Here is a 16,643-nt window from a genome sequence, read left to right on the forward strand (position 1 = left end):
AATAATAAAAGTTATGGCGTTAAACCTAAAACCAATTGCTGGCAGTTCGAACAGAGTAATTGTTGAACCAGCTGCGGCAGAAGAAAAAACTGCATCAGGTTTGTATATCCCTGATACTGCTAAAGAAAAACCATCCAAAGGAACTGTAGTTTCTGTTTCTGAAGAAGATTCTGAAGGTAAAAAAGCTACTGTAAAAGTTGGTGATGTTGTTATTTATGGTAAATACGGTGGTACCGAATTCCCTTATGAAGGTAAAGACTACTTAATTATGCGTGAAACTGATATTTACGCTGTAGTTGGGTAATCAAAAAATGAGTGAAGGATTGATGGGTTTAATGATAGATTAATCCACCATCCAAGTTAAATCATTCTATCATACAATCATTCAAAATTATAAAAACAAATGTCAAAACAAGTAAAATACAATGTAGAAGCACGCGACGCCTTAAAACGCGGTGTTGATATTCTTGCAAATGCAGTTAAAGTAACATTAGGTCCGAAAGGCCGTAACGTAATTATCGATAAAAAATTCGGTTCGCCAGCCATTACTAAAGATGGTGTAACGGTTGCCAAAGAAATCGAATTGAAAGATGCGGTTGAAAACATGGGCGCCCAAATGGTTAAAGAAGTGGCTTCAAAAACAGCAGACATTGCTGGTGATGGAACAACTACTGCTACAGTTTTAGCTCAGGCAATCATTACTACAGGTATTAAAAACGTTGCTGCTGGTGCAAATCCAATGGATTTAAAACGCGGTATCGATAAAGCAGTTTTAGCTGTTGTAGAAAATTTAAAATCTCAGTCGCAAGCGGTTGGTGATGACAACAACAAAATCAAACAAGTTGCTTCTATCTCAGCAAACAATGATGAGGTAATTGGTTCTTTAATTGCTGAGGCCATGAGCAAAGTTGGTAAAGATGGTGTAATTACTGTTGAGGAAGCAAAAGGTACTGAAACTGAAGTTAAAACAGTTGAAGGTATGCAATTTGACAGAGGTTATTTATCTCCATATTTTGTGACCAATGCAGATAAAATGGAAGCTGAATTAGAAAATCCTTACATTTTAATCTACGACAAAAAAATCAGCAACATGAAAGAATTGCTGCCGGTTTTAGAAAAAACTGTTCAAACAGGTAAACCATTGGTAATCATTTCAGAAGATTTAGATGGTGAAGCTTTAGCTACATTAGTAGTGAACAAAATCCGCGGTTCGTTAAAAGTTGTTGCTGTTAAAGCTCCAGGTTTTGGCGATAGAAGAAAAGCAATGTTAGAAGACATCGCAATTTTAACTGGTGGTATTGTAGTTTCAGAAGAAAGAGGTTACAAATTAGAAAATGCTGATTTAACGTACTTAGGCTCTGCTGAGAAAGTTGTTGTTGATAAAGACAATACAACTGTTATTAACGGTGCTGGTAACTCTGATGATATTAAATCTCGCGTTAGCCAAATCAAATCTCAAATCGAAACCACTACTTCTGATTACGATAAAGAAAAATTACAAGAGCGTTTAGCTAAATTGGCTGGCGGTGTTGCAGTTCTTTACGTAGGTGCAGCGAGTGAAGTTGAAATGAAAGAGAAAAAAGACCGTGTTGATGATGCTTTACATGCAACTCGTGCAGCTGTAGAAGAAGGTATTGTTGCAGGTGGTGGTGTTGCTTTCATCCGTGCGGTTGAAGCATTAGCTAACTTGAAAGGTGTTAATGAAGACGAAAATACGGGTATTCAAATTATTCGTCGTGCAATTGAAGAGCCTTTACGTCAAATCTGCGAAAATGCAGGTATCGAAGGTTCTATTGTAGTTCAAAAAGTAAAAGAAGGTACAGCCGATTTCGGTTATAATGCTCGTACTGATGTTTACGAAAACTTAATTGGTGCCGGTGTTATCGATCCAACCAAAGTAAGTCGTGTAGCCTTAGAAAACGCAGCATCTATTGCAGCGATGTTATTAACAACTGAAGTTGTATTGGCAGACGAGCCTGAAGAAGCTGGTGCTGGCGCTCATCCTCCAATGGGTGGCGGTGGTATGGGTGGTATGATGTAATTCACGCCCAACTGTCTCACGCGAAATACTTTCGTGTAATAATATTGCCCTCAAGCTTAAAAGCTTGGGGGTTTTTTTATGCCTAAAAACCTTAATTTTTGGCTTTTTAGACTTTTGACAACGTTTTTTTTATTCTATTCGTGTAAATATTTCACATTGTAAGCAAAAAATTACGTCCTTTGAATTAAATATTTAAAGATCATTTAACTACATCCACCTAATTAAGTGCTCTCTCAGAACGTTACATCGTAACGGCTTCTGATTCTTAAAAAGGTTTAGCCTTTAAATATTTCCCTAGTGTTTAGCTTTATGAAGACCAGTTGTAGAAGGAAGTGGCATTGTGTTGCCCTGCTTGTTGGGGTATTGTTTTTTACCTCATCGTGTTTCGCTCAATTAAACATCACCAATGTTGATGCAGGACCATATACGCCTGGCAGTACGATAGCAGCCTTATTCAACATTGATCCCGCAACCTGCATCAGCCAAGGAAACACCTTTCAGCTTTATTTATCAGACGCAAACGGTAACTTTGCAACAGAAACCCAGATTGGCACTTATACGAGTTTTTATAGCACATACGTTAACGGTACCATTCCAAATGGTACGCCCCCCGGGACGGGCTATCGACTCAGAATAAAATCAACCACCCCTGCAATGGTCAGCTCAACTTCTGTACCATTTGAAATTAAAGCTGGAGCAGCCGTTTCCGCAAACATATCATCATCCCCATTGTTAAAGAGTACCGATCCAGAAACGTTTGGAACCTGTATTCCTGCTGCCAATAAAGATTTCTTTTTCAACGATTTATCTACGGCCGGAAGTACCGTTACCGCCTCCATTATCGACGAAATTAATGGTGGCACAGTAGGAAATTTAAATTTTGCATCTGGAGTGCCTTCGTTCCGAGCGCAATTGGCTCATTACACCATTTTTACTAAAGCCCTTAGGCCAGACGGAACAGTGGGTACAAAGGCCTATTTAATTGTGAACAATCCCGTTGTAACTGCTTTTGCCACAAGTGGAAATAACATTGTTTGTTTACCAGCAGGGTTTTTAGAATTCACCGTTACCACTTCTGGAACAGGTGGCATACAAAATAATTTTCCTGGCGATATTTATAAGATTAATTGGGGCGATAACACAACTTCTACATTTACTTTATGCGACATTCTAACCAATTCGGATAAGGTAAGGCACCTATACACTAAATCATCTTGCGGAATAAACTCTACAGGCAGTAGCGGGACAATTTATAATGTTTTCGATGTGGTGGTAAGTGTAAACAATAGCTTCTGTGGCGACATTGGAACTGCGGTTTCTACAACAGCGAAAGTTGTGGTTAAGCCGGTTAACTCATTTACATTTGGAACACCTGGATGTAAAGCAACTGATATCACTTTTGTAAATACATCTGTTGTTGGGGAAAATCCTAATACAAATACGCCTGGCTGTACGCCAAATAATGTAACCTATAATTGGTTTGTAGATGGCGTAATTGTGAAAGCAAATCAACCGCGTTCTTATAATTTGGTTTATAATTTCCCTACACGTGGCCCACATATTATTCGATTGGAATCCAACAGCAATGGAGCGTGTAATGCAGATCCTGTTGAAATGCCAATCTGTATTCAGGATCCACCTCAACCTGCCTTTACCTTGCCTTCTCATACCGTTTGCGCACCTGGAACCTTAAAAGCAACAGACACGTCGATTATTGATCCAATTTGCAGCGGAACCAACATTTATAATTGGACAGTTAGCCCTGCAGTTACATTCGCGAATGGTACCACAGCAGCAAGCAAAGAACCCGAATTTAATTTTACGGTTCCGGGCGATTATGTAATTACACTAAGCATTTCCTCGGCGTCTTGCGGAAATATTGTATCTGCTCCTCAAACAGTGGTAGTAAACACAAATCCAACAGCTGTACTTTCACCAGATATAGTATTGTGTAACTTAGCCACCTACGATTTCAATCCGACTACAACTGGCCCAACCAAAACAACAATTACAGGAAGTGCACCTGGAGCACTAAACCCCTATTTATGGACAATTACGGGCGGCAGCTTCACCTTTACGGGTGGAACAAGCGCTACTTCGCAATATCCATCCATAAAATTTAACGATTATGTTGAATACACCATAACCGTTACCCATACCAATAATTGCGGCACAGCTACGGCAACGCAAAAACTTAATTTTATTACCGCTCCGGTGGTAAATGCCGGACCAGATCAAACCACTTGTTTTATTGGGGCAAACTTTGCCTTAAATGGGGCAATAACCGGTACCATCATCAGCCAAAGTTGGGTGGGTGGAGCAGGAACATTCAATCCAGATAGAAACGCATTAAATGCAACTTACACTCCAACAGCAGCAGAAAAAGCCGCTGGAAGCGTAAATTTAATTCTTCGAGCCATAACCGGTTTAACCGGTACTTGCGCCCAAGTTGATGATGAAGTTGTATTAACTATCGCACCAAACGTTACCATTAACAGCTCTGCAACAAAAACAATCTGTACAGGAACGTCGGTAAACTATACGCCAACCAGCAATCCAACAGGTGCAACTTATACTTGGACTGCAACCGGTTCTGCTGCCGCAGCTGGTTTCACCGCCTCTGGTTCTGGATCAATAAATGATATTTTAACCAACAGTGATTTATCCGCCGATGCTACTGTAACTTACATAATTACTCCCCGCCTGAATAATTGCGATGGAGTTCCTTTTACATTAGTTGTTACCATAAAAGCACAAAGCGTGGGTGGCACAACCAGTGGCGACGCTGCTGTTTGTAGTGGCGGAAACGGAGGCAACATAAGCTTAAGCGGACAGATTGGGAGCATTGTTAGATGGGAAAGATCTGTTGATAATGGTGTGAGCTGGCTTCCAATTGCTTCTACAGCAAATCCATTTGTTTTCTCAAACTTAACAGTAACTACGCAGTTTAGAGCGGTTGTATCTAACGGAATTTGTGCAGAAGCCAATTCGTCAATTACCACAATTACGGTTAATCCAGGCACAACCACTTCAAATGCAGGAGCAAACCAAAGTTTGTGTAGTGGCAACCAAGTTACCTTGAACGGAAATAACCCTGCGCCCTATACTGGAATTTGGACCCTAGTATCGGGCCAAACCAGCGTTACCATTACCGACCCAACGCTATACAATACTACGGTTACCGGTTTAGTGCCAGGAGAAAATTACACGTTTAGATGGACAATATCTGGTTTTGCAACGTGCCCAAGCACATTTGCTGAAACTACAGTTACCTATTATGCAAGTTTAGTAAACACGGTAACAGCAGCGCTTACAACCGTATGCTCGGGTTCTAACACTGCGATAGTGGGCAATACCCCAACTGGCGGAAACGGAACCTATAATTTTCAATGGCAAAGTAGTCCAGATGGGACATCTTGGACGGATATTAATGGCCAAACAGGGAAAGATTTGAGTGTTACCATCACCACATCAACTTTTTACAGACGCATTGTAAACAGTAGTACCTGCACCTCCAACAGCAATGTTATCCAAATTCAAACGGTAGCTGGCATTGCCAACAATACAGTTTCTGCCAATCAAAGCATTTGTGCTGGAGATTTGGCTAGTCCTTTAACGGGTTTAACTCCCACTGGAGGAAGTGGCACTTACACCTACCAATGGCAATCGAGCTTAGACAACGGTGTAACCTGGCTTGACGTTATCGGTGCAACAGGAATTAACTTTGCTCCTCCCCAACCAACTACAACCATTTTATACCGCCGATTGGTATCTAGTGGTGCTTGTTCAAACAATGTGAGCAATCAGGTAAAAATCACCGTTAATCCGGTGGCTAAAGCAGAAATCACCTTTCTAACAGATAAGGGTTGTACGCCATTTATTTTGACGCCTGCAAATGTTAAGGCAACACCATACCCTGATCGAAACAACACTTATACTTGGTTTGCAGATAATGGTCAAATCGGAACAGGAATCACCTTTCCGGGCTACACCATTGTTGGCGATAATAAAACCGTGGTAATCAAATTGGTTGTAACCAGTAGCTTAGGCTGTATCGGCGCGGAAACCAGCCACGCATTTTCAACACAACAAAGCATCACAGCAAGTTACACACAATCTGCAACACAAGGCTGTGGCCCTTTAAGCGTAAACTTCACCAATACTTCTAACTCATTAACGGGCTCTACATTTAAATGGGATTTTGGTAACGGAACCACCTCAAATTTAGCACAGCCTCCTGCAGTGGTTTATCAGGCAGATCCAACCGGAAAGGACATAACATATACGGTTGTTTTAACCGCTACTACGCCATGTGGGGCTACAACGCAAACCTCAACAGTATTTGTTCAAGGCAAGGCAGTTTCAATTTTCAGTCCGGATAAAACGGCCGGATGCTCCCCGTTATCGGTTAATTTTAGCAATACATCTCCAGTGAGTTCGGGGACAACATATACCTTTGATTTTAATGACGGTTCGCCGCTTCTAACCACTACAGATAGAAGTACTGTGAGCCATACATTTACCACCTTGGTTGTTCGTGATTATGTAATTACCATGACGGCAGAAAATAGCTGTGGGAAAAGCACATCAAGCTATACTCTAAGGGTTTCGCCGAATGATATCACACCAGAAATGGTGGTAAATGCAAATGAGCTGCAAGGCTGTGCACCACTAACTGTGAATTTTTACAACAATACAAAAGGAGCAAGTCGTTTCGTTTACGATTTTGGCGACGGTACAGGTGCACAAGTAACCAACTCAGCTCCAGAAGTGGTTCAACATGTATTTACTAAAGGCGGTGTTTATACCGTAACTTTATACGCTACCAATAATTGTTCGAGCGCACAAACTACCGAAACGATAACTGTACTGGAGCAACCAACCGTAGGTTTTACATCAGATAGAACAATTGGCTGCGACGGAACACTAGTAAAATTTAAGAACACGAGCACCAATGCAATAGGGTATTTATGGGATTTTGGAGATGGCACTACTTCAGCAGAATTTGAACCGCAACATACCTACAATGGTTCTGGTAAAAATTATACGGTTACATTAACATCAACCAACAGTTTAGGTTGTAAAAATAGCGTAACGGTACAAAACTACATCAACATAGTTGCGCCTCCCCAAGCATTTTTTAGCATTAACCCTGGTAATGAAACTTCCATTCCAAATTATACCTTTAACTTTAAAGATACCAGTTTGGGTGCGGTTAGTTGGGAATGGAATTTTGGCGACGGATCGGTTTCTACGCTGCAAAATCCAAACCACACCTACGCAGAAGAAGGTGTTTATAATGTTACACTGAAAATTATCAGTAAAGAGGGTTGTACCGCAAATACCTTCCAATCGGTAAGAATTATTGGGGTTCCTGGATATTTGAATCTTCCTAATTCATTTATGCCCGCAAGTGCAAAAAATGAGCTTCGTACGTTCAAGGCCAAAGGTAGAGGTATGCAGGAATGGCGCATGATGGTTTTTAATAAGTGGGGCGAAATGCTTTGGGAAACAACCAAACTTGATGATGGAGGCCCGCAAGAGGGTTGGGATGGAACATACAACGGCCAACCACAGCCTCAAGGCGTTTATTATTGGAGAATAGAAGTAAAATTTATCAACGGAAGCGACTGGAAAGGAATGACATACGATTCTTCTCCACCGAGAAAAACAGGCTTAATATATTTAATTAGATGATGATGAGGAGGATGAAGCTATTGATGCTTGTGTTGATTATGCCCTTAATTTCTTTAGGGCAAGACCACATATTTTCGCAATTTTACAATGCACCAATTTACTTAAACCCTGCATTAACTGGACAGTTTGAAGGGGATATTCGGTTTAATGCCTTGTACAGAAATCAATGGAGCGGTTTGGCTAGCGACTTTTCATACATGAGTGCTTCTGCCGATTTAAACCTTCATAAAATTAATAGTGGCTTGGGCTTAATTTTTAACCGAAGTAGTGAAGGAACAGCTTATCTAACAAAAAACAATGTTGCTGTAAGTTATTCTTATATCATCGGGGGTGATGATTTCACATTATCCTTTGGTTTGCAAGGCGGCATCACCAACCAAAAACTAGATTGGAGCAAACTCGTGTTTGGCGATCAGATCGACCTCAATCAAGGCTATATTCCAGGGAGTGTTTCCGGTGCTGAAAGACCAAGCGTTGACAGTCGCTTCTATTTTGATGCAAATGCGGGCGCCAACTTGGTTTATGGTAAATTTATGTTAGGTGCAGGAATGCATCACCTTAATCGTCCAGACGAATCATTGAGTGGTTTTCAATCTAAGCTGCCAATCCGAATTTCAGGGAATTTAAGCTACAAGCTTTCTTTAATTCCAGATCAATACGATCGAGATGGCACCTATCTCATCCCTTCTGTTGTGGTTTACAAGCAGCAGAATGTAATGTCGTACAGTTTTGGCACGCAGTTTAAATACGCAGGCATTAATGCTGGAATTTGGTTCCGCAATGATGGAAATTCAAACGGCAACGATGCAGTGGTGTTTTCGGTTATCTTCGATATTTTTAACCGTAGAACCAATGGCGAAAAGTTTAGATTGGGAATAAGCCATGATGCCACGACCTCAAAATTAAATTACACCAATACCAGTGGATCTACCGAAATCGGAATAGGCTATGAGAAATATTTTCCAAATAGTTCAAACGGTGGAAGGGCAAATGGGTTAAGATGTTACGATTTTTATTAATTTGGCATAGTTAAATCCATGTCGAAATGAACCATCTCTTAGAAAGCAGTCATTTTTTAACCCAAAGCGAAGTCAATAAATTTCTCCTAGCCACGCTATTATGTGGCCTAATTGGTGCCGAACGTGAGTATAGAAGTAAATCAGCAGGCCTAAAAACCATGATGATGATTGGTTTGGGATCTACCCTGTTTACCATCCTCTCTATAAAAATAGGTGCAACGAGCCAAGATAGAATTGCCTCAAATATTGTTACAGGAATTGGTTTTTTAGGTGCAGGTGTAATTTTTAAAGAAGAAAACAGAGTAAAGGGTTTAACCACAGCCTGCATCATTTGGATAGTTGCTGCAATCGGAATGGCAATTGGCTCAGGCTTTTATGAACAAGCCATTGGTGTTACCGCGGTGGTGCTTTTGGCCTTGATAATTTTTCCTTTTTTAGAAGAAATAGGAGATCGCCGCTTTACCAAACGCGTTTATAGGATTGTGAAAAAACAACATACACAAGGCGATTTAGAAAGCTATGAAGAAGTTTTTAAAGAAAGTAAACTCAAACCGCAACGCGGCAAGCATCAGCTGGTCAATAACATCATCACCGGAAATTGGGTAGCAACAGGCACCCCAAAAAATCATCAAAAATTTGTGGAGCGGATGTTAAAGGATAAAGAAATTATTGAGTTTGATTTTTAAAAGACCCAAACAAATCAACCCGCTGTTTTTGCAGAGCTAGCTTACGCTCATCCACAACCATTGTGTCAGAAAATCTGTCGTGCAATGGCGTGGATGGAATTCCAAGTGCTACAATAGCATCCAATGGTATCATTCTCAATAGGTTTCTGGTAAATGTTTTTTGAAAACTAAGGTCGCTACCATCAATGTTTACAGCTTTGGTTTTGGTAATTAATTTACCAAAAGATTTGCCGTTTAACATAAATTCGGTAAAGGCCATCATCACGCCATAAAAGAGGATACCAATAACACGGTCTGTAATTCCATCATCAATTGCATCAATGAGTGTTGGATCAATGAGTGCTATTACAAATCCCAAACAAAATATCAAGGCGTAGATATAAATGGTGTCGATAACATGGTTAACAAACCGTAAACTTGCCGATGCGCGGCAATAGCGGTAATCAATCTCTTGGTAGGGTGCAGATGTTAAATTCATTATGGAGCGTTTAATACATAAACTAAGATAAATATATATTTCACATGAAAAAATTAACATATGAAATCCTAAAACAATCTTAGCTTTGTATAACTCACTTACTTCATGATTAAAGAACAGATTTCGGTTTTCGATATTTTTAAAATAGGCATTGGGCCATCAAGTTCACATACGCTTGGCCCGTGGAGAGCCGCTCAACAATTTACCGCATCACTTCAAGAAAAAAATCTTTTAGCTGAGGTAGAGATGGTTAAAATATTGCTCTATGGCTCTCTGGCTAAAACAGGCAAAGGCCATGGAACGGACGTGGCTATTCTTTTAGGCTTAACGGGTGCAGATCCTGTAACCTTTGATGTTGACGCAGTAACCCCAACTTTTGAAGGCATACAAGAGCATAAGAAACTAAATCTTGCTGGGCAATTGATTATAGATTTCGATTACCAAAACGACTTGCTTTTTCTGTTTTCAGAAAGTTTGCCCTTTCACCCAAACGCAGTAACCTTTCAAGCCTTTCTAAAAAGTGGTAAAGCTATCTCAGAAACCTATTACTCCATTGGTGGCGGTTTTGTTGTTAAAGAGGGTGAAGATAACAGCCAGAAAATTCAGGTCGACTTACCATTTCCAGTAGAAAAAGCAAAAGAACTTTTACATTGGTGCCTATCAACCGGGTTAAAAGTGAGTGAAATTGTTTTAGAAAATGAAACAGCTTGGCGACCAGAGTCGGTTACCAAAGCAGGTATTCTTCAACATTTTGCTGTAATGCGAGATTGTATTTATCGTGGCTGCCATACCACGGGTTTTTTACCTGGTGGACTAGATGTTGCAAGAAGAGCGTTTCCACTAAACAAACGTTTGATTGGTAAAAGCGAATATCAGGACTATAACTCTTGGGTCGATGCCATTAGAAATGGCGGAAACGGTTTCAATTATATTTTAGATTGGGTGAGCTGCTTTGCACTTGCGGTTAATGAAGAAAATGCTTCATTCGGACGGGTTGTAACGGCCCCAACAAATGGTGCCGCGGGTGTAATTCCAGCCGTTTTGCAATACTTTATCACTTTTTGCGATGGCTATTCTGACGAGAAGATTATTCAGTTTATTGCCTGTGCATCAGAAGTTGGAAGTATTTTCAAGAAGGGGGCAACCATTTCTGCTGCTATGGGCGGTTGTCAAGCCGAGATTGGGGTTTCATCTGCTATGGCTGCTGCTGCCTTAACCGAGTGTTTAGGTGGCTCTCAGCGTCAGGTTTTAATGGCTGCAGAAATCGCTATGGAACATCACTTGGGCTTAACCTGCGATCCGATTGGTGGCTTAGTGCAAATTCCTTGTATCGAGCGCAATACAATGGGCGCAATTAAGGCCATCACCGCAAGTCAGTTGGCTTTGCAAAGTAATCCCGATAAAGCTAAGGTTAGCTTAGATGCAGTGGTGAATACCATGTGGGAAACCGCTTTAGATATGAATGCGAAATACAAAGAAACTTCTGATGGTGGCTTGGCAACCAACATTCCAATTAGTTTACCCGAGTGTTAATTGAATGTGCGTTCGGTTTAAAGCCCTAAAAGAACAAATTAAAGCCAATCAATTTCCATTAAAATACAGAAATCATTCATCAGGACGAGGTAAATTTTAAAATACTTTTAACTTTCGCTGGCTTGGTTCGTGCATTCAGCAATGCGATTATGACCGCATAAATAAACACAACCGCTATATTTTTTGGAAATTAAAGCAACTAACTTTTGGCAGCCTTCAGCCCTGCTTTACATTTCAAGTCCGCGCTCGTGCCTCGCTTGCGGGCTTTACATTGCAATCAGGTTTACTAACCGAGATTTGTGCAAATAGCTTCGCTGACTTGGTTTGGGCATTCAACAATGCGATTATGACCGCGTAAATGAACACAACTGCTATATTTTTAGGAAACGAAAGCAACTAACTTTTGGCAGCCTTCAGCCCTGCTTTACATTTCAAGTCCGCGCTCGTGCCTCGCTTGCGGGCTTTACATTGCAATCAGGTTTACTAACCGAGATTTGTGCAAGTAGGTACCTTCCCTAACCATTTCCAATAGATGAGGATTACTCAAATTGTAGGGTTTCGAGCTAAAACAATCCAGAATAAGTTAAAAGGAGCCACCATAGGCCAGTGGTAATAAAAGACAGTAAAATACCTATTCCTACCACCAAATTGGAAACTTTTGGATTCAAATTGTATTGGTCTGCAACAACCCCCGCCGTTAGTAGCGTTGGCATAGCCATTTCAAAAATTGATATTTTGGTAATCATCCCATTCATCCCTAAAAGCAAGCCGATTACTAAAATGGAAAGCGGAGCTAAAATGAGTTTATAGAGTAAAGCAATGCTCAAATGCTTAATTTCACTAAACCAGCCCCCAAATTTTAATTGCAAGCCAATAGAAAACAGTGCTAGAGGTCCTACCGTTCCGGCCAACTTATCAAATAGCACATCCAAAGCAGATAAATCAACGTATCGAGGTAAAATTAGCGCTAAAATACATCCAATTAGTGGCGGGAAGGTAAGCACTTTTTTAAGTACAAGTTTCGGACTTAGCTTTTGCTGTTGCGAAGAACGAATTGCAACAACAATCCCGATGGTTGAAAGCAAAGCAAAAGTAATTTGATCGCAAATGATGGCAATAGCCAGCTCTTTTTCGCTGAAATAGGCAATAATTAAGGGGAAACCAATAAATGATGTATTGCTTAATGACGATACCAACTTCAGCCCGCCAGATGTTGCTCGACTAATTTGATTTATTCTCGAATAAATAGTAATAAACAACCAACCCAACAACCAAACCCCTATTGGCGCGAATGCAGGGAAAAGTAAATCTTTTGTCCAAGTAATGTGCGGAAGATATTTAAACGAAACGGCTGGAAGAGCCACGTAAATTATCCAAGCGTTAATGCCTTTGTGCGCATCTTTAGGTAAGGTTTTGCTTTTACGAAATAGAATACCGACAAGGATGCATAAACCAATTAAAACAAAATTTGCCATTAAATGCAACAAAATTAGTGATAAAAAGAAATGCCAATAAGAATAAACCTATTGGCGCTTAAGAAGTTAACTTGTTGGTTTGGGTTTTTTCTTATGCCAAACCTTTTTCTTGCCCTTGTTTTGATGAGGTCTCTTTTCCTCTACGTGCGAAATTTCCATCGCAGCAACATGCTCTGGTAAAGCCATCTTCGGAACTTCCTTTTCAATCAGTTTCTCAATGTTATCGAACTTGCGTTTATCTCTTCCGTTTATCAACGTAATGGCCGTTCCTTTTGTTGATGCTCTGGCCGTTCTTCCTATTCGGTGAACGTAATCTGCAGGGTCTCCTGGAACGTCATAATTAATAACCAAATCTACCCCCTCCACATCAATACCACGAGACAAAACATCAGTCCCGATAATAATGGGTAACCTTTTGTTCTTAAATGCAAGTAAAATATCTTCACGCTCTTTCTGTCCCAAATCAGAATGAAAAGCATCTGCTTTAATGCCTAATCCTTTAAAAGTTTTATACAATGCTTTAACCTTTTCTTTGGTAGAGGCAAAAATGATTGCACTTTTGTAAGTACCATCCTTAAAAATATCTGTTAGTAAAGCCTGTTTTTGCTGATCGTGAATGATATATGCCTGTTGATTGATGCCCTCGGCAGGTTTAGCAATAGATATCGTAATTTGCTGTGGCTCGTTTAAAATTTTACCTGCCATTGCCCTAATTTTAGGCGCCATTGTAGCCGAAAATAATAGTGTTTGACGTTTTTTTGGCAGATAACTAATGATCCGAATAATATCATCATAAAATCCCATGTCAAGCATTCGATCTGCTTCATCTAAAATTAAATGCTGCAAATGCTCAAGCTTTAAAACGCCAGATGATAAATGGGCCATTAAGCGACCAGGTGTGGCAATGATTACATCAACCCCGTCACGCATCGAACGTTTCTGTTGTTCGTAAGCAATACCATCGCCCCCGCCATAAACTGCCAGCGAGCTTATATTGGTAAAATAGGCAAGTGCTTCAACCTGTAAATCAATTTGTTGAGCAAGCTCGCGAGTTGGAGCTAAAATTAATGTATTGTTGTGCCGATCTTTCGCCCTCATAATTTTGTCCATTACAGGCAAAAGGTAGCTGGCTGTTTTTCCGGTTCCAGTTTGCGCACAAGCAATAAGGTCGTGATTATCTAAAATTACCGGAATGGCTTGTTCTTGTATCGGAGTAGCGCTTTTATATCCCATGGCCATTAAGCCTTCGTATAAGTCGGGATTAAAATTAAAGTCGTTAAAATTCAATCTGTTATGTTTATATATTTTAACAAAAGTACCTTAAAATACGGCGAATAGCAAACCGCAATTAAAACTTGCTTGGCTAGGCGCTTGTTAAACCCAACTTCTGTATGGTTTAAAGTAGGTTGTAAGGTGTTTCGTATCTTAGATAAACATGGTATAGGTTAAATCTTCCTGTGTTGTTCATGCTGTATTTCCTTAGCGAAATCTTGACACAAGCTAGAAACCATGATGCTTTTAGATTTATTTCTACTTAAGAAACCTATGAACATCTGAGGCAAAGGGCAATAGAAACTCTAGGCAATCAATCCCTCTTCCGCGTATTCTGTGCTTCTGAGGGCAGAAGCTCAGTATAGCTGCTTTTAATTATTCTTTGCTGCGGTGGCCCCACCCACCACATCTATTCCTAAATTCTTCTTTAAATTTAACACGCTCCTCCTCATTCATACTCTGCCATTTGGTCCTCATCTCCATCGCTCTTTCTCTAAAACGATTTTTTCCTCCACCACCTTTATTAAAATTACCAAAAAGCAATCTGCATAAAACCAAAAGCCCCAGCGCTTGCCAAAAGTTTAATGTACCAGCATGCGTAATATCGGGCAAAATCCAGTTCCACAAATACATTACAATAAAACCTAGTGCCGTAGCTATTAAAGCTACAACAGGTAAAAAGAAAATGAATTTTTTACCTTTACTAAACTTTCTGTTCATCATTTCCTGCTAAATTAATAGTTAATAAATTCTTGATATAAATTTTGTAAACGATTGCGCAAATGTTTCACCGCGTAACCCTTTCTTGATATGAGCGTTTTGATATTTTCGCCTGTTTCATTCGCAATGTCCTGTAAAGTTCTATCTTCCAACTCATTCTGAACAAACACATAGCGCTGATTTTCAGGCAATTCACTTAAAGATAAAAATAACTGATCCCAGAAAAGCTTTTTTAAACTCTCCTCCTCTGGCGAAAAAGATTCGGACAGTAGAATCTCCCTAAAATTAAGTTCACCTTCCTCATCCTGATAACTTAAATCTTCAATAAGTACATCCCTTTGCTTCCGATATTTATCTGTAATCTTGTTTCGTGCCACCCTGTACAGCCATCCACTAATCTGTTCAATGGTACCTGCTTCTGGCTGATTGCTCAATTGAAACCACACATCTTGCAAAATATCTTCCGCATCCTCATCCGTATTCACCCGCCCACGAATGAAACTAAATAATCGTTTACCATAATTGGCAACCGTAGAGATTATATTTTGGGGTTCGTTTGTCGGCACTAATTTTTGCTTGCTAAATCACTAAACGGATGAAACTTAATAATACCTTAAATTTTCTTCATTTTTTAAAATAGATGATTATGCCTCACCAATGGAGTAAACGTTTAGTTTTTTGGAAAAGAAAGCAAGGCATCTGTTGCAGAAAGTAGCAGAGTTGCGGCTAAATCGGATTATGGATTACGCTCGAAGAGCAATAAAATGCGAAGTTATTTCAAAGCTGCTGTTGGATTAGTTCCCTGATCAACCACTAGCTTACTGTTCCCCTTTAAATCAGAAACATATATTTTATTTTGTGTGAATGGCGCTTTTGTACCGCTATAAAAAATCCGATCATCGGCAGTTACAAAAACATAAGGAACATTCATGCCCTCTGGAGAAATCCGTTCAATTTTTTTGCTGGTTAAATCCAATAAATAAACGGCTTCGCTTGGCCCGGTTAAACCGTGCAGTACATCCTTATTTCCCGCAGTAAAAATAATTTTTTGTTGATCTTTTGTGTAAAAGAATCGATTATGGCTTGCAATGGTAAAATCTTTACCCAACAAGCTTAAAATTGGTTTCGTATCAATCAATTTTCCAGCAACATCAAAAGTGTATAAATTAACTAAATCTTGTGCAACAATTTCCTTTTCATTTTTCCATGTTGGGCTGTAAACATGAGTTTTCGAAGCACTATCCAACACCAAATAGCCTGTGTTATCGCTTTTAATTACTGCAATTTTCCAAACGTTTTTGCCGTTAATCACAGTAAAAGCAATCGAACCGCCATTCGGTGACCAAACCGCCTGATCATAATGATCACTATTAACCTTCAATTGCGATTGGCTTTTATTTTCCATATCAGCAACCCAAATGCCTGTGTGTTCGGCCGTATCCTTTACTGTGTAAGCCAGTTTGCTTCCATCTGGCGAAATGGCCGGATTGGTTGCGCCACCAAATGAGATTTGTTTCATGGTATCGATACTGGTCGCCACGATTTTGTTTCCATCCTGATACGCTAAAGCAAAATCTTTATTGCTCAACGAAATGGTATCCAAAATTGCTTTGGAATTTTCTGCGTCAGATTTTTGGTTACCACACCCAGCCATCACTAAAAGGCAAAGAATTGAAATGGAAAGGATTTTAATGCTAATCTTGGTCATACACAATTTTACAA

12 protein-coding genes are annotated in these 16,643 nt (G+C 39.9%); 6 read left to right on the forward strand and 6 right to left on the reverse strand.

The genetic code is table 11. The features are described 5' to 3' along the window. Positions 1-13 precede the first annotated feature (13 nt). The 5 genes from DHW03_RS09570 (at position 14) to DHW03_RS09590 (ending at position 9,443) form a co-directional block, all read left to right on the forward strand. The gene (locus DHW03_RS09570; protein WP_056086646.1) at positions 14-304 is read left to right on the forward strand and encodes a co-chaperone GroES; all 291 of its coding nucleotides are present in this window, start codon (positions 14-16) and stop codon (positions 302-304) included. A 99-nt stretch (positions 305-403) separates the two neighbouring features. After that, the gene (gene groL, locus DHW03_RS09575) at positions 404-2,041 is read left to right on the forward strand and encodes a chaperonin GroEL (RefSeq protein ID WP_109925518.1); all 1,638 of its coding nucleotides are present in this window, start codon (positions 404-406) and stop codon (positions 2,039-2,041) included. A 309-nt stretch (positions 2,042-2,350) separates the two neighbouring features. Continuing rightward, positions 2,351-7,738: a PKD domain-containing protein gene (locus tag DHW03_RS09580; RefSeq protein WP_109925519.1), complete on the forward strand. Its 5,388-nt coding sequence runs from the start codon at positions 2,351-2,353 to the stop codon at positions 7,736-7,738. Positions 7,739-7,740: 2 nt separating this feature from the next. Then, positions 7,741-8,757, forward strand: coding sequence for a PorP/SprF family type IX secretion system membrane protein (locus DHW03_RS09585; protein ID WP_240618508.1), 1,017 nt, complete (start codon positions 7,741-7,743; stop codon positions 8,755-8,757). Between the two features lie 26 nt (positions 8,758-8,783). Beyond that, a complete protein-coding gene (locus DHW03_RS09590) occupies positions 8,784-9,443 on the forward strand; it encodes an MgtC/SapB family protein (protein WP_109925521.1) in 660 nt (219 codons plus the stop codon). Here the strand turns inward: DHW03_RS09590 and DHW03_RS09595 are convergent. Beyond that, on the reverse strand, positions 9,424-9,921 hold the full coding sequence (locus DHW03_RS09595) for an RDD family protein (protein ID WP_165825400.1): 498 nt from the start codon (positions 9,919-9,921) through the stop codon (positions 9,424-9,426). The two genes, DHW03_RS09590 and DHW03_RS09595, sit on opposite strands and share 20 nt — an antisense overlap. Before the next feature lie 105 nt (positions 9,922-10,026). Here DHW03_RS09595 and DHW03_RS09600 point away from each other — a divergent pair, with 105 nt between their 5' ends. After that, on the forward strand, positions 10,027-11,454 hold the full coding sequence (locus tag DHW03_RS09600; protein WP_109925523.1) for an L-serine ammonia-lyase: 1,428 nt from the start codon (positions 10,027-10,029) through the stop codon (positions 11,452-11,454). Between the two features lie 563 nt (positions 11,455-12,017). Here DHW03_RS09600 and DHW03_RS09605 read toward each other — a convergent pair. The 5 genes from DHW03_RS09605 to DHW03_RS09625 all read right to left on the reverse strand — a co-directional run bounded on the left by DHW03_RS09605 (position 12,018) and on the right by DHW03_RS09625 (position 16,629). Next, on the reverse strand, positions 12,018-12,929 hold the full coding sequence (locus DHW03_RS09605; protein WP_109925524.1) for an AEC family transporter: 912 nt from the start codon (positions 12,927-12,929) through the stop codon (positions 12,018-12,020). A 66-nt stretch (positions 12,930-12,995) separates the two neighbouring features. After that, complete coding sequence (locus DHW03_RS09610; protein ID WP_109925525.1) at positions 12,996-14,216, reverse strand: DEAD/DEAH box helicase; 1,221 nt, start codon at positions 14,214-14,216, stop codon at positions 12,996-12,998. Between the two features lie 360 nt (positions 14,217-14,576). After that, a complete protein-coding gene (locus DHW03_RS09615) occupies positions 14,577-14,924 on the reverse strand; it encodes a hypothetical protein (RefSeq protein WP_109925526.1) in 348 nt (115 codons plus the stop codon). An 11-nt stretch (positions 14,925-14,935) separates the two neighbouring features. Next, entirely contained in the window at positions 14,936-15,487 is a 552-nt protein-coding gene (locus tag DHW03_RS09620; protein ID WP_109925527.1) for an RNA polymerase sigma factor, read from the reverse strand. A 206-nt stretch (positions 15,488-15,693) separates the two neighbouring features. After that, positions 15,694-16,629, reverse strand: a complete 936-nt coding sequence (locus tag DHW03_RS09625; protein WP_109925528.1) for a TolB family protein — start codon at positions 16,627-16,629, stop codon at positions 15,694-15,696. Positions 16,630-16,643 lie beyond the last annotated feature (14 nt).

The sequence above is a fragment of the Pedobacter yonginensis genome, assembly GCF_003173595.1.
In the GTDB taxonomy this organism is placed as follows: domain Bacteria; phylum Bacteroidota; class Bacteroidia; order Sphingobacteriales; family Sphingobacteriaceae; genus Pedobacter; species Pedobacter yonginense.